General features: G+C 73.7%; 14 protein-coding genes. 4 read left to right on the forward strand and 10 right to left on the reverse strand.

Features of this window, described 5'->3' with window-relative positions; all coding sequences use genetic code 11:
* Window positions 1–28: 28 nt before the first annotated feature.
* Window positions 29–1282 (reverse strand): MFS transporter, encoded by a 1254-nt coding sequence (locus FJQ56_RS13515; RefSeq protein WP_170215405.1) that lies wholly within the window; start codon window positions 1280–1282, stop codon window positions 29–31.
* Between the two features lie 187 nt (window positions 1283–1469).
* Between FJQ56_RS13515 and FJQ56_RS13520 the strand changes: the two genes are divergently transcribed.
* The gene (locus FJQ56_RS13520; protein WP_140010088.1) at window positions 1470–2291 is read left to right on the forward strand and encodes a DUF1028 domain-containing protein; all 822 of its coding nucleotides are present in this window, start codon (window positions 1470–1472) and stop codon (window positions 2289–2291) included.
* A gap of 28 nt (window positions 2292–2319) precedes the next feature.
* Here the strand turns inward: FJQ56_RS13520 and FJQ56_RS13525 are convergent, their stop codons facing one another.
* The 3 genes from FJQ56_RS13525 to FJQ56_RS13535 all read right to left on the reverse strand — a co-directional run bounded on the left by FJQ56_RS13525 (window position 2320) and on the right by FJQ56_RS13535 (window position 5038).
* Entirely contained in the window at window positions 2320–3219 is a 900-nt protein-coding gene (locus FJQ56_RS13525) for a hypothetical protein (protein ID WP_140010089.1), read from the reverse strand.
* Window positions 3216–4091: an arylamine N-acetyltransferase family protein gene (locus tag FJQ56_RS13530; protein ID WP_170215406.1), complete on the reverse strand. Its 876-nt coding sequence runs from the start codon at window positions 4089–4091 to the stop codon at window positions 3216–3218. Before FJQ56_RS13530 ends, FJQ56_RS13525 begins: the two co-directional genes overlap by 4 nt.
* A 341-nt stretch (window positions 4092–4432) precedes the next feature.
* Window positions 4433–5038: a TetR/AcrR family transcriptional regulator gene (locus FJQ56_RS13535; protein ID WP_140010091.1), complete on the reverse strand. Its 606-nt coding sequence runs from the start codon at window positions 5036–5038 to the stop codon at window positions 4433–4435.
* 52 nt (window positions 5039–5090) lie between these two features.
* On the opposite strand from FJQ56_RS13535, the gene FJQ56_RS13540 reads away from it, so the two are divergent.
* Window positions 5091–6326 (forward strand): oxygenase MpaB family protein, encoded by a 1236-nt coding sequence (locus FJQ56_RS13540; RefSeq protein WP_140010092.1) that lies wholly within the window; start codon window positions 5091–5093, stop codon window positions 6324–6326.
* A gap of 39 nt (window positions 6327–6365) precedes the next feature.
* On the opposite strand, the gene FJQ56_RS13545 is transcribed toward FJQ56_RS13540, so the two are convergent.
* From FJQ56_RS13545 to FJQ56_RS13565, 5 genes are all read right to left on the reverse strand, one after another.
* A complete protein-coding gene (locus tag FJQ56_RS13545; RefSeq protein ID WP_140010445.1) occupies window positions 6366–7013 on the reverse strand; it encodes a response regulator in 648 nt (215 codons plus the stop codon).
* Window positions 7014–7112: 99 nt separating this feature from the next.
* Window positions 7113–7640, reverse strand: a complete 528-nt coding sequence (locus tag FJQ56_RS13550) for a flavin reductase family protein (protein WP_140010093.1) — start codon at window positions 7638–7640, stop codon at window positions 7113–7115.
* Between the two features lie 18 nt (window positions 7641–7658).
* Window positions 7659–8801 (reverse strand): MacS family sensor histidine kinase, encoded by a 1143-nt coding sequence (gene macS, locus FJQ56_RS13555; protein WP_246084152.1) that lies wholly within the window; start codon window positions 8799–8801, stop codon window positions 7659–7661.
* A gap of 11 nt (window positions 8802–8812) precedes the next feature.
* A complete protein-coding gene (locus tag FJQ56_RS13560; RefSeq protein WP_140010094.1) occupies window positions 8813–9553 on the reverse strand; it encodes a lysophospholipid acyltransferase family protein in 741 nt (246 codons plus the stop codon).
* 41 nt (window positions 9554–9594) lie between these two features.
* Window positions 9595–10314, reverse strand: coding sequence for a GNAT family N-acetyltransferase (locus tag FJQ56_RS13565; protein ID WP_246084184.1), 720 nt, complete (start codon window positions 10312–10314; stop codon window positions 9595–9597).
* A 50-nt stretch (window positions 10315–10364) separates the two neighbouring features.
* Here FJQ56_RS13565 and FJQ56_RS13570 point away from each other — a divergent pair, with 50 nt between their 5' ends.
* Both FJQ56_RS13570 and FJQ56_RS13575 read left to right on the forward strand, forming a co-directional pair.
* On the forward strand, window positions 10365–11132 hold the full coding sequence (locus tag FJQ56_RS13570) for an alpha/beta hydrolase (RefSeq protein WP_140010096.1): 768 nt from the start codon (window positions 10365–10367) through the stop codon (window positions 11130–11132).
* 121 nt (window positions 11133–11253) lie between these two features.
* Window positions 11254–11667 (forward strand): hypothetical protein, encoded by a 414-nt coding sequence (locus tag FJQ56_RS13575; RefSeq protein ID WP_140010097.1) that lies wholly within the window; start codon window positions 11254–11256, stop codon window positions 11665–11667.
* On the opposite strand, the gene FJQ56_RS13580 is transcribed toward FJQ56_RS13575, so the two are convergent.
* Window positions 11615–12700, reverse strand: coding sequence for an ROK family protein (locus FJQ56_RS13580; protein ID WP_140010098.1), 1086 nt, complete (start codon window positions 12698–12700; stop codon window positions 11615–11617). The two genes, FJQ56_RS13575 and FJQ56_RS13580, sit on opposite strands and share 53 nt — an antisense overlap.
* Window positions 12701–12707 lie beyond the last annotated feature (7 nt).

Genomic DNA, 12707 nt, shown 5'->3' on the forward strand with positions numbered 1-12707 from the left:
GTGTCCTAGGCCGTGTCCTGGCCGTGCCCTAGACGGGTGTCGACTCCGGGCTCGGCTCCTCGGCGGCGTTCGTGACCCGGGTCGAGGCCCGCGGCAGCACGTGCGGCAGCCGGACCACGCACGCCGCCCACACGGCGCAGAGCACCAGCGGTCCCGACCACGCCGCGACGGCACCCAGGTCGAGCAGGCTGGCGTAGGCGAGTGGTGCCACGGCGCTGGAGAGGTTCCAGCCGAGCTGCACGACCGACATGTAGGTGCCACGGTGCTCGTCGGGTGCGGCCTCCGCCGACAGCGCGCCGAGCACCGGCCCGGCGACCATCTCGCCGACGGTGTAGACGACCGCCGCGACCAGCACGACCGCGGTCGCCAGGGCGACGGAGAACGCGTCGGCGGCGAGCATCATCACGAACGACGACGCCGTGAAGCAGATCGCCACCAGCACCACGCGAGACCGGATCGCGCCGGTCATCGACCGCACGACGAGTCCCTGGCCGAGGCCGATCATCACCGTGTTGATCACGAACACGACCCCGGGCACCCAGCCGGGCAGCCCGAGCAGGTCGGCGAAGTAGACCGGCATGGTGACGTTGAGCGTCATCTCGGTCAGCGCGTAGAGGAAGATCACGAGCACGAGCAGGCGATAGCCGCGGTCGCGGGCGACGACCACGAACCCGCTCCGCCGTACCTCGGCGCGCTCCGGCCGCCCACCCGACTCGACCCCCGTCATCAACGCGAACGCCACGAAGTACGACGCCGCGTTGGCCAGCACCACGGCGTCGTACGCCGGCCCGGTGCCGACCGTGAGCGCGACCGAGGCGAGCAGGCCACCGACGCCGTACCCGGCGTTGCGCAGGGCCTGGACGAACCCGAACCACACCTCACGCTCCCCCGGCGGCGCGATCTGGGTGACCAGCGGGCCGTTGGAGCCCCAGAACATCGTGCGGCCGAGCGTCGAGAGGCCGACCACGAGACCGACCGTGACCATCGACCCGACCAGCGGGTAGAGCGCGAACATCGCGCCCTGCAGCAGGTTGCCGACCTGCATGACGCTCTTGGGCCCGAGCCGGTCGACGAGTCGGCCGACGAGCGGCACCAGCGGGGTGATCGCCAGGTTAGCGACGGTCATCACCAAGCCGAGCTCGACGAGCGTCAGGTCGGTCTGGCGCAGGAAGTAGAGCAGCGACAGCGGCATCCAGATGCCGCCGCCCAGGGCGTCGATGGCCAGGGCCGAGACGAAGGCGCGGTGCCGACCGACCGCAGGGAACCCGAGACGTGAGAGCACGTCCCCCATCGTGCAACCTCGACCGGGGTTGAGGGCAAGCAGGCAGGTGGTCGCGAGGGACGAGCGAGCACCGTGGGCCTGCGCAGGTCGAGCAAGCGCGCGACCGAGGAACGAGGTCGCGACCGCGCGTCGAGGCCACCGCAGCCGGCGCACTCAGCCTGACCGCGCGGCCGATAGCCTCGACGCCATGACGTTCTCCATCGTGGCCCGGTCCGACGACGGCGAGTCGTGGGGGGTGGCGGTGGCCTCGAAGTTCCTCGCGGTCGGCTCGGTGGTGCCGGCGGCCGTCGCCCAGGTCGGCGCGATCGCGACGCAGGCCCACGCCAACGTGGCCTACAAGGGCATCGCGCTCTCGCACCTCGACGAGGGCGCCACCGCCTCGGTCGCGCTGCAGCGCCTGCTCGAGGAGGACGACGGGCGCGACCACCGCCAGGTCGGCCTCGTCGACGTCGACGGCGGCGCGGCCTCGCACACCGGCGCTGCGTGCATCGACTGGGCGGGTGGCGTCACCGGCGACGGGTTCGCGATCCAGGGCAACTGCCTCGCCGGCCCGGAGGTCGTCGAGGCCATGCGGCTGGCGTGGGCGTCCGGCACCGACCTGCCCTTCGCAGAGCGGCTGCTCGACGCGCTGGCCGCCGGTGACGACGCCGGGGGCGACAAGCGCGGACGGCAGTCGGCGGCGATCCTCGTCGTCCGTGACGAGGCGGGGTACGACGCCGGCGACGACGTCGAGGTCGACCTGCGCGTCGACGACCACCCGGCCCCGGTCGGCGAGCTGGCCCGGCTCCTGGAGCTCAACCACCTCTACCTGGTCGCCTCGACCGACGACGAGAAGGTCGCGGTCGACGAGGCGCTGCGCACCGAGCTCGAGGACTTCGCGCGCACCCAGGGGCAGCCCGACTTCGCGACCTGGGTCGGCACCGAGAACTACGAGATGCGCGTCGACGACGCGCTCACCTGGATCGACCAGCGGGTCCTCGACATCGTGCGCGGCACCCGGACCGACTGACGGGCTGACCGGCTGACGGGCTGGCCGGTCAGCCGAGCGCGGCCAGGGCCCTCGCGGCGTCGTCGCGCTCGGCGGTCAGCTCGTCGAGGGTGCCCTTGGCCTCGTCGCGGACGGCCTCGGCGTCACCGAGCTCGTCGTCGACCTCGTCGTAGGTGTCCTCGAGCGCGGCGATCCGGCGCTTGAGCTCGTCGATCTCGGCCTCGATCTGCAGCTGTCGGGCGCGCAGCTCCTCGACGTCGGCGACGGCCTCGTCGTGGGCGGTACGGGCTTCGCCGACCTCGGCCTCGGCGTCGTCGAGCCGGTCCTGCGCCTCGGCGCGCGCCTCCTCGCGAGCCCTCTCGTCGGCGTCGGGGTCGGGCACCAGGCTCAGCTGGGGCGGGGCCGGCGCCTCGGCCTCGGCCTCGCGCCGGGTGGCCGCGAACCCGAGCGCCTGCGGTGCGGCGACCGCCGCCTCGACGTCGCCGTCGTCGAGGCCGGTCGTCGCCAGCGCCGCGACGAGCAGCCCGCTGCGCACCGCCTCGCCGCAGCGCGGCGAGACCATCGCCGCCGTGAGCGTCGCCTCGACCTGGTCGGCGACCGCCTCGGTGACCTTGACCCCCTCCTCGCGCGCCCACGAGCGGGCCTGCGTGGTGATGGCGGCGGTGAGCTGGCGCCGCTGCTTGGTGAGCTCGCGCAGCTCGGCGCCCGACATCCCGGCTTGGGCCTCGCGGAGCGCGGCCCCCATCGCGAGCACCTGCTCGACCTGGTCGGGGTCGCGGCGCACGAGCACGTTGACCACCCACGCCGCGAGCGACGGCTTCCTCAGCGCCTTGACCGCAGCCGCGAGGTCGGTCCCCTTGAGCTGCTTGGCCCGCGCGTCGCGGGCCGCCGTGAACTCGCCGAGCGGCAGCGCGTAGAGCTCGTCGGCGATCTCGAGCACCTCGCTCACGGCCGGCCCGCCGCGTCCCACGCCCGGTGCGACTCCCGCGTGCGCGCGAAGAGGTGGCGCAGGTCGTCGCCGCGGACGTCGTCGAGACCCAGGCCGATCGCGTCGAGGGCGTCGCGCCACGCGTCGTACGACGTGAGGTCGTCGCGGTGGACACCGGCGGCGTCGATGCGGGTGGCGACACAGCCGCGCACGGTGTCGGAGCCGAGCGGGTCGCGGCGCTGCACGACCAGGACGCGGGTGAAGGCGCCTGCGGGTGGGGTCGAGAGCGCGGCGTGGGCGACCGCGACCTCGCGCGCACCCGCCGGCAACCGGCGTACCTCGAGACCGGTGAAGGTTCCCGTCGGGTCGTTGGCGAACGACCAGCCGTCGACCCCGTCACCCCCTTCGCCCTCGTCACCGCTGAGGTCGCTCACCGCAAACCGGAACGGCCCGTCGACGACCACCCCCTCGACCAGCGGCACGGGGTCGACCGGTCCCTCGCCGAGACCGGCGTCGACCCACCAGCGGCCACCGGGGTTGGCGTCGGTGGGCAGTCCGCCGACCACCAGCACGAGGTGGGTCAGGTCGGTGGAGTCGCGATCCTCCGGACGGGTCCAGACGTGGCCGTGGCGGCGTTCGACGGCGAACCCGAGATCGTCGAGGACGGTCTCGAGAGCACCGTTCTGGTGGAAGCAGTAGCCGGCCCGACCGTGCGCGACGACCCGCTCGAGCGAGTCCCTCGGCACGACCGAGGGCGGGCGGCCGAGCATGATGTCGACGTTGGTGTAGGGCACCTGCTGCACGTGGGCCCGGTGGATCGCGACCAGCGTCGCGAGGCTCGGCGGCGGCGCGGCGTCGAGGCCGAGCCGCTCGAGGTAGGCCGCCGTGCTCACCCGCCCGAACCTAGTGGAACGGGGCCGAAGTTCTTGGACGCTTCGCGCACTGAGGGCACGCGCCTCGCGGCAGCGGCGATCCTCGGGAGACAACCGGGTATGCCGTCGGACCGCCGCCACCGCGAAGGCACGCACCCTGAGCACGCCAAGCCATCAAGAACGTCGGACCCGCACCACTAGGGCGTGTCTCTCGATCAGGGGTGGATGCCAGCGTCGTCCAGGTCGTGCGATGACGGTGTCCGCAGGTGCGTCGGCATACTCGTCGTATTTCGAGCAGCTGCGGTGCCGTCAGCGTGCGGCCTGGGCGGCGTGTGGCGCCGCCCAGGATTGAGAGACACGCCCTAGCGCCCCGGCCCCAGGCCGGCGACGAGCATCGCGGTCGCGAGGTCCACCAACTCGTCGCGGTCGACCTCGGGCGGGCGCTGCAGGGCGATCCGCAGGCAGGTCGAGACCAGCACCCCCATGGTCAGGAAGACGACGGCCTCGAGTCGCTCGGGGAGCAGGTCGGGCCGGTGCCGGCGCGGCAGCAACGACGCCAGCTGGTGCAGGTCGGCCTCGATCTCGGGCAGCACGTTGGCGTGGTGGCCCGCGGGCAGCTGGCTGACCATCGCCAGGATCACCGCGCGGTGCCGCTCGAAGGCGTCGACCAGGGTGACGACGATCGAGCGCATGGCGGCGTCGACGTCGATGTCGAGCGCGGCGACGACGCTGACCATCAGGTCGTCCTCGATGGCCCGCACCGCCTCGTCGCGCAGCACGGCGAGGATCGCGGCCCGGTCGACGAAGTAGCGGTAGAACGTGCCGGGGCTGACGTGAGCGCGCCGCACGATCGCGGTCGTGGTCAGCCGTTCGACCCCGTGGAGGGCCAGGAGGTCGACGGTGGCGTCGAGCAGGGCACGCCTCGTCTGCGCGGCGCGCTGCTGCTGGGGTCGTGCGCGCTGCGCCATCGTGCTCCAGAAGTGAATAGAAGGTGAGGACTTCTCACTTTAGGGTCGCTGCATGAGCAGCGCCAGGGTCCCGACCACGCTCCGCCGCCACGACGAGGCGCTCGCCCGGTTCGGCGGGTTCGCGACGTCGTACGTCGACGCGATGTGGGTGGGCGACCCCCTCGCCGACGCGTTCGTGGCCGACCTCGCCGCGCTGGGCCACGGCCGGGGGATGCGGATGCTGCGCCGGGCCTGTCAGTCGGGGATCGAGGCCGTGCCCGACGCACCGGACTCGCTGCGCGCCCTCTTCGCGCAGCTCGACGCCGACCCGCCGTGGCTCGACCGGACGACGATCACCCACGACAGCCGCTACGTCGCGCGCTACACGCGCCAGGCCGGCATCGTGCTCGGCGCCGCGTCGTTGGTCAGCGGCTACGCCAACTCCGCGGCCTCGCGACCACTGGAGATGACCGGGCGCTACGTCGAGAACGCCGGCGCCCGCACCGTCGAGGTCGCCTCCTGGCTGCAGGCCGTCAACGAGCCCGACGGTCTCGACCGCTTCTCCCCGGGCTTCGAGCTGACCGTCCGGGTCCGCGTCATCCACGCGCTCGTGCGCGCCGACCTGCGTCGCCGGCCTGACTGGGACGAGAGCGCGTGGGGGGTGCCGATCTGCCAGGCCTACCTGGCCTACACGCTGGTCGAGTTCGCGCTGATCCCGGTGCGGTCGATGCGTCAGGTCGGCGCGCCGTACCTGCCCCACGAGGAGGCCGCGTCCTACGCCCGCTGGCGCTACCTGGGCCATCTCCTCGGCATCGACGAGGCCCTGCTGCCGCGCGGAGCGGCCGAGCAGGAACGACTCGAGTCGATCTACCTGCTCACGCGCCCGCCCGTCGACGACTACTGCCGGGCCCTGGTCGCCAGCATCAACACCGACTTCCTCGTCCCCGAGATCGAGCAGCTGGTCCCCTCGCCCCTGCACCGGTGGGCACCGACCGTCGTGCAGGCGATGGAGCGGCTGTTCCTCGGCGACGAGATCGCCGACGAGCTGGCCATCCCGCGCACCCGCCTGGTGGCCGTCGTACGTCGGCTGGGCCCGGCGCTCGGTCTCGGCAACGCCCTGCTCGACCGGGCTGTCTTCACCCTGCCCTGGCGCGCCCGGCGGGGGCGGCGCTACCAGGAGCAGCAGGACGCCCGACTGCGCCGCGACTGGGGCGTCCAGCACGACCTGGTCGACGCCTCCCCCGGTGGCGGCCGGCCGCACCCGGCGCGCGGTGACGTCGACGGTCAGGTCGGGAGCGGGCCGGGCTGAGCGGGTCGGGCTGAGCGGATCGGGCTCGGAGCCGCGACCTCAGACCTCGTCGGGCTCGTCGAGGCCGCGCTCGATGGCGTAGCGGGTCAGCTCGACGCGGTTGTGCATCTGCAGCTTGCGCAGGGTGTTCTGCACGTGGTTCTGCACGGTGCGGTGTGAGAGCACCAGGCGCTCGGCGATCTGCTTGTAGGACATCCCCTTGGCGACCATCTTGAGGATCTCGGTCTCGCGGTCGGTGAGCTCGGGGTTGCCGGTGATCGAGGGGTCACCGGCCGGCTGCGAGAGGCGCCGGAACTCGCCGAGCACCAGCCCCGCCAGGCCAGGGGTGAAGACCGAGTCACCGCGGGCCACGCGGCGTACGGCCTCGATGAGCTCGGCCTGCGAGGCCGACTTGACCAGGTAGCCCGTCGCGCCGGCCTTGACCGCCTGGAGGACGTCGTCCTGCTCGCCCGAGGCCGACAGGATCAGCACCCGCGCGCCGGGGTCGGTCTGCAGCACCGACGCGGTGACCTCGACGCCGTTGGGGCCGGGGATCTGCAGGTCGAGCACGACGACCTGGGGTCGAGCCGCCGGGAAGCGGGCCAGGGCCTGGTGGCCGTCGGCGGCCACCGCCACCACGTCGAACCCGGCCGCCTGCAGGTCGCGCTCGACGGCGTCGCGCCACATCGGGTGGTCGTCGACCACCATCACGCGGATCGGCTGGTCGCTCGCCTCGTCAGTCACGCGCCGACCCTAACCGAGGCTCCGGACGGGTGCGGGCGGCCCGACGGTCCCGCCGAGCGGTCCTCACTCCCCACCCGACTCCCGCCGGTAGCGGCCCCGCCGGTGCAGCAGCGCGTCGTGGTCGTCACCCACCACGAGCCCCGGGACGACGAGCGGGCAGGTGAGCAGCAGCGACCACCCCACCTCGACCGTCGACTCCACCTCCACCGGGCCGTACGACGCCGCGCCGGCGAGCAGCGGACCGTGGGACGTGGCGGCGAAGGCGCCGAGGCGGAACGGTCCTCCCGGTGCGGGTGCGACACCCGCGAACGCGTCGGCCAGGTCGCGGTGGGGCCACGACAGCAGGTGGACGACCGCGCGTCCGGTGCGCTCGACGACGTCGGCGAGGTCGGAGTCGGGGTCGACCAGGGCCAGGAGCCGAGGCGTCTCGCCGTGGGCGAGCAGCACCGACGACACCGTGAGACCCGCCCAGTCCTGGGGGTTGTCGCCCTCCCCCGCGGTCCAGAGCGTGACGGCACCGCCGAGGCGCGCGCGCAGGCGGCGTACGGGGTCGTCGTCGGTGGCGAAGGGGTGCCCGGAGTGGATGGTCATCGGCACATCATCGGCACGTCATCGGCGGGGCACCGAGAGCTCCCACTCGGTGCCGAACGACCCGGTGGTCAGCACGGCGGTGCCGCCGAGGTCGCGGACGCGGCCCTGGATGGACTCGGCCACGCCCAGCCGGCCCTGGGCGGCGGCCTCGGCGAGGCGGCCCTCGGGGATGCCGGGGCCGTCGTCGCGCACGGACACCTCGACGTGGTCGGCGAACGACTCGAGCAGCACCCACGCCGGTGCACCCTCGCCGACGTGGCGCTCGACGTTGTCGAGGCAGGCCCGGACGACGGCGACCACCTCGTGCGCGGTGGCGGCCGGGAGGTCGACCACGCCACCGGGGACGGCGACGTCGACGCCGGGGCGGTCGCGCAGCCGGGTGAGGGCGTCGGCGAGGTCGACCAGGCCGGTGTCGACCTCGTCGCGCAGGGCGTCCTGGGTGCGGATGAGGGTGCGCAGCCGCTTCTCCTGCTCGCCGGCGAGACGGCCGAGCTCTGCTCCGTCACCACCGAGCTCGGCACCGCGGCGCTGCACCAGCGCCAGCACCTGGAGCACCCCGTCGTGGACGACGCGCGCGAGCCGGACGCGCTCGGCGGCGGTCGACGCAGCCCGCTGGGCCTCGTCGCGCTCGGCGGCCATCTGCTGCAGCGAGCCGCACGCGAAGCCGACGATCGGACCGCCGATCATGAGCAGGAAGAAGTTGCTGTAGTTGGTCTGGGTCAGCTCGTCGCGCAGGAACAGGTCGGCGCCGCCGATGAGCACCCCGGCCACGAGCCCGCCCGGGGTGCGGAAGCGGATCGCCCACGCGAACAGCGCCGCCATCACCCAGAACCCGGGGACGGTGGCGTTGAACCAGGGTCCCTTGACCAGGGGCGTGAGCGCCAGCAGCGTCAGCGTCAGGGCGAGGTCGGCACCGAGGAGGGCCACCCCGCGGCGAGCGGCGTCGGCATAGGCCCAGGTGGCGAAGGCGGTCCAGGCCACCATGACCGCGAGCAGCACGTAGCCCGCGGTGGGGTGGTCGTAGTTGTCGACGCCCCGATAGAGGGCGAGCCCGACGGCGTTGACCAGCACGACGACCCGCAGCACCGCGACGGCCCGGAACAGCCGGTCCTCGACGGCGACCGCCGCCCGGATCCCCACGGCGGTGCGGACCCCGCGCACACCGTCGCGGCTCAGGACGCCTTCTTCTGCTCGCTCGCCGTCTCGGCCTTCGCCTTGGCCTCAGCCTCGGCCTTCTTGGAGTCGTCCTTCTTGGCCTGGGAGGCGTACTTGTCGACGTACTCCTGGCCCGAGAGCCGCATGATCTCGTACATGATCTCGTCGGTGATCGAGCGCAGGATGTAGCGGTCGTTCTCCATCCCCTCGTAGCGCGAGAAGTCGAGCGGCTTGCCGAAGCGGACGATCGGACGGGTGAAGGAGCCGAACGTCTTGCCGGGCGGGGCCACGACGTCGGTGCCGATGACCGCGCACGGCACCACCGGTACGCCGGTCTCGAGGGCCAGGCGGGCCACCCCGGTCTTGCCGCGGTAGAGACGGCCGTCGTGGGAGCGGGTGCCCTCGGGGTAGATGCCGAACAGGTGGCCCTCGCCGAGGACCTTCTTGGCCGACAGCAGCGCGCCGGAGGCCGCGTCGGCGCCCGAGCGGTCGATGGGCACCTGGCCGGCGCCGGAGAAGAACTGCTTCTGCAGCCAGCCCTTGAGGCCCGGGGTCGTGAAGTACTCGGCCTTGGCCACGAAGGTGACCCGCCGCGGCAGGGTCAACGGCATGAACAGCCAGTCGGCGTAGGAGAGGTGGTTGCAGGCGAGGATCGCCGGACCCTCCTCGGGGACGTGGTCGACGCCGTCGGTCTGGGGGCGGAAGACGAGCTTGAGCACCGGACCGAGCGCGATCAGCTTGAGGAACCAGTAGAACAACGCAACCCCTTCGCCCGACAGAACATCCGCAGCGTAGTACCTCAGGGCGCCGGTGCCACCGCGCCGGACACGAACGTGCGCTCCTCGCGGTAGCCCAGCCGGCGGTAGACCCCGATCGCGGTGGCGTTGTCGGTGTAGACCCCGAGCGTGGCGAGCCCGGGGCCGCGGGCCAGCGCCCGGGCCGTGAGGGCAGCGGTGACCGCCGTGCCGAGTCCGCGGCGGGCGTGCGAGCCGGCGGTCACGATGCCGCCGAGGTGGCCGGCGCCGCTGGAGCGACGGGTGAGGGCACCGGCCGAGACGAGCCGGTGCCCGTCGTGGGTCCCGAGCCAGCACTCCGCCCCGGCGGTGGCCGGCCGGGTGAGCGAGTGGGGGGCCGCGTCGTCGAGGAGGGCGTCGACCTCGGAGAGGTCGGACAGCTCGCGCACCCGGCCGGTCGGCACGGGGTCCGTCAGGGCGGTCGTCGTCATCCAGAGCCAGGCCCGGGGGTCCTCCAGCGGCCACCGCGCGGGTACGTCGTCGGCGACCGACGCGTCCACGATCACCCGTCCGGGCCGCGCCGCCGCCGCGCCCACCACCCCGAGGAGCGGGGACAGGTCGTCGCGCGGGCCCAGGCCGACCACCACCGGCGCCCCGTCACCGCGACCCGTCTGCTCCACCACGACCGCGCGGCCCCGGGTCCAGGCGCGGCGCACGCGGCGGTGGTCGAGGAAGTGCCGGAGGACGGGATCGTCGGAGGCGGTCAGCAGCTGCTCGACGTCCATCTCGGCCACGCGTCCATCCTGCCCGACCGCCGTACGCCATGATCGGCACCATGGCGACCCAGCACTCCCACGACCCCCTGTACGTCGCGGCGCGGCCCGAGCTCACGGGCGGGCGCCGCATCGGGGTGCTGCTCAGCCACGGCTTCACCGGCTCCCCCGTCTCGATCCGCCCGTGGGGCGAGGCGCTCGGCGCGCGCGGCTACGGCGTCGCCGTACCCCGCCTGCCCGGCCACGGCACCACCTGGCAGGACCTCAACACCCGCCGCTTCGAGGACTGGTACGGCGAGGTCGCACGGGCCTTCGACCAGCTCTGCCTCGACCACGACGCCGTCGTGGTCGGCGGGCTCTCGATGGGCGGCTCCCTGGCACTCAAGCTGGCCGAGGACCACCCCGACCGCGTCGCCGGGCTGGTGCTGGTCAACCCCGCGCTGGCCACCAAGCGTCTCGACGTCAAGCTGCTGCCGGTGCTCAAGCACCTGGTGGGGTCCTTCCCCGGCATCACCGACGACATCAAGAAGCCCGGCGTCGAGGAGGGCGGCTACGCCCGGACCCCGCTGAAGGCCATCCACTCCTTCATGCAGGCCTGGCCCACGCTGATCGCCGACCTGCCCCGGGTGACCTCCCCGGTGCTCTACTTCCGCTCCAGCGAGGACCACGTCGTCGACGACACCACGATGCCGATCCTGCTCGGCGGGATCTCCTCGGACGACGTCACCCGGGTCGCCCTCCACGAGAGCTTCCACGTCGCCACGCTCGACCACGACGCGCCCACGATCTTCGAGCAGACGGCCGACTTCGTCGCGCGTGTGACCCGCTGAATCTCGAGACGGGTCGCGCAGGCCACCGCTGCGCGCTGGCCTGCGCCGAGCCCTCCTCGATCTCCCGGCCTCCCGTGGCCCGCGCGAGCGCGGCCCACGGGCCGTGAACTAGCCTGGCGAGGTGGCCAAGGAGGACGACGACGCCTGGCGGGCGATCGTCGACAACTACGGCGACCGGCCCGAGATCGATGAGCCGGCCGCGGCCCTGCCCGAAACCGACTCGTCCGAGTTCGTCGTGGACCCGCAGGTCGAGGACGACCGCACCTGGGACGAGCCCGACACCGACTGGGACACCGACCGGTTCGTCCCTCCTCCCCCGCCCCCGCTGCCCAGCACGACGCTCGACCGCCAGGCCGCCTGGGCCGGCGTGCTCGGGTCGCCGGTGGTCCTGCTGGCCTGCCTGCTCCTGCGCATCGACGTGCCCGAGCTGCTGGCCTACGCGCTGGTCGGGGCGTTCGTGGGCGGGTTCGTCTACCTCGTGGTCAAAATGACCCGCGAGCCCCGCGACCCGGACGACGACGGCGCGGTCCTCTGACGCCGGCCCGGTAGTCGCCGCGCTCGGCGGCGACCGCCCGGGCGGGTACGACGGAGCGCCCGGTCATGGCCGCGCGCGCCGATCCCGACCAGCGGGCCGCGCGCGCGAGCAGCGCGGCGCCGACGATGCCGGCCTCGGGCCCCAGCCGGGCCGCCACCACCCGCGGCGGGGTGCGGTGGGCCGAGCCCACCACGGTGCGCTCCAGGGCGGTGCGGGCCGGGTCGAGCAGGCGCTCGCCGGCCGCGGAGACGCCGCCGCCGACCACCACGAGCTCGGGGTCGAGCGCCGAGGTCAGCGCCCCGAGGCCGATGCCGAGCCAGGTGCCGACGGCCGCGAAGGACTGTCGCGCGACCAGGTCACCGGACTCGGCGGCGGCGGTCACCATCGGGCCGGTGAGCCGGTCGGGGCGGCCGTCGCACATCTCGGCCAGCACCGTGGGCTCGACCAGCACCCGCGCGCGGGCCAGGCGCACCAGTGCGTTGCCGGAGCAGTACTGCTCCCAGCAGCCGGTCATCCCGCACTCGCAGGCCCGACCGTCGGGGACCAGCCGCATGTGGCCGAACTCCCCCGCCATGCCCTGCGCCCCGCGCACCACCTCGCCGCCGAGCAGGTAGGCCCCGCCGATGCCGGTGCCGAGGGTGATGACCAGGGCCGAGGAAGCGCCCCTCGCAGCGCCGTACGCCGACTCCGCGACCGCGGCGCAGTTGGCGTCGTTGTCGAGCGCCACGGGGGCGCCCCAGCGACGGCTCAGCCGGTCGCGGACCGGGTCGCCGACCCAGGGCAGGTGGGGCGCGAACATGACCCGCTCACCGGTGGCGTCGACGAACCCGGCGGCGGCCAGGCCGACGCCGGCGATGCGGCGCCCGCCGGCGACGTCGAGCACCGCAGCAGTGAGCGCGTCCTCGACCGACTCGACGCTGACCCGGCGCCCGGGCGTCGTACGACGGGCGGTGCGCAGCACGGTGCCGGCGCGGGTGACCTCGCCGGCCAGGACCTTGGTCCCGCCGACGTCGACCCCGACGTAGAGCACCATGTCAGGA

It is taken from the genome of Nocardioides plantarum, assembly GCF_006346395.1.
GTDB classification, from domain to species: domain Bacteria; phylum Actinomycetota; class Actinomycetes; order Propionibacteriales; family Nocardioidaceae; genus Nocardioides; species Nocardioides plantarum.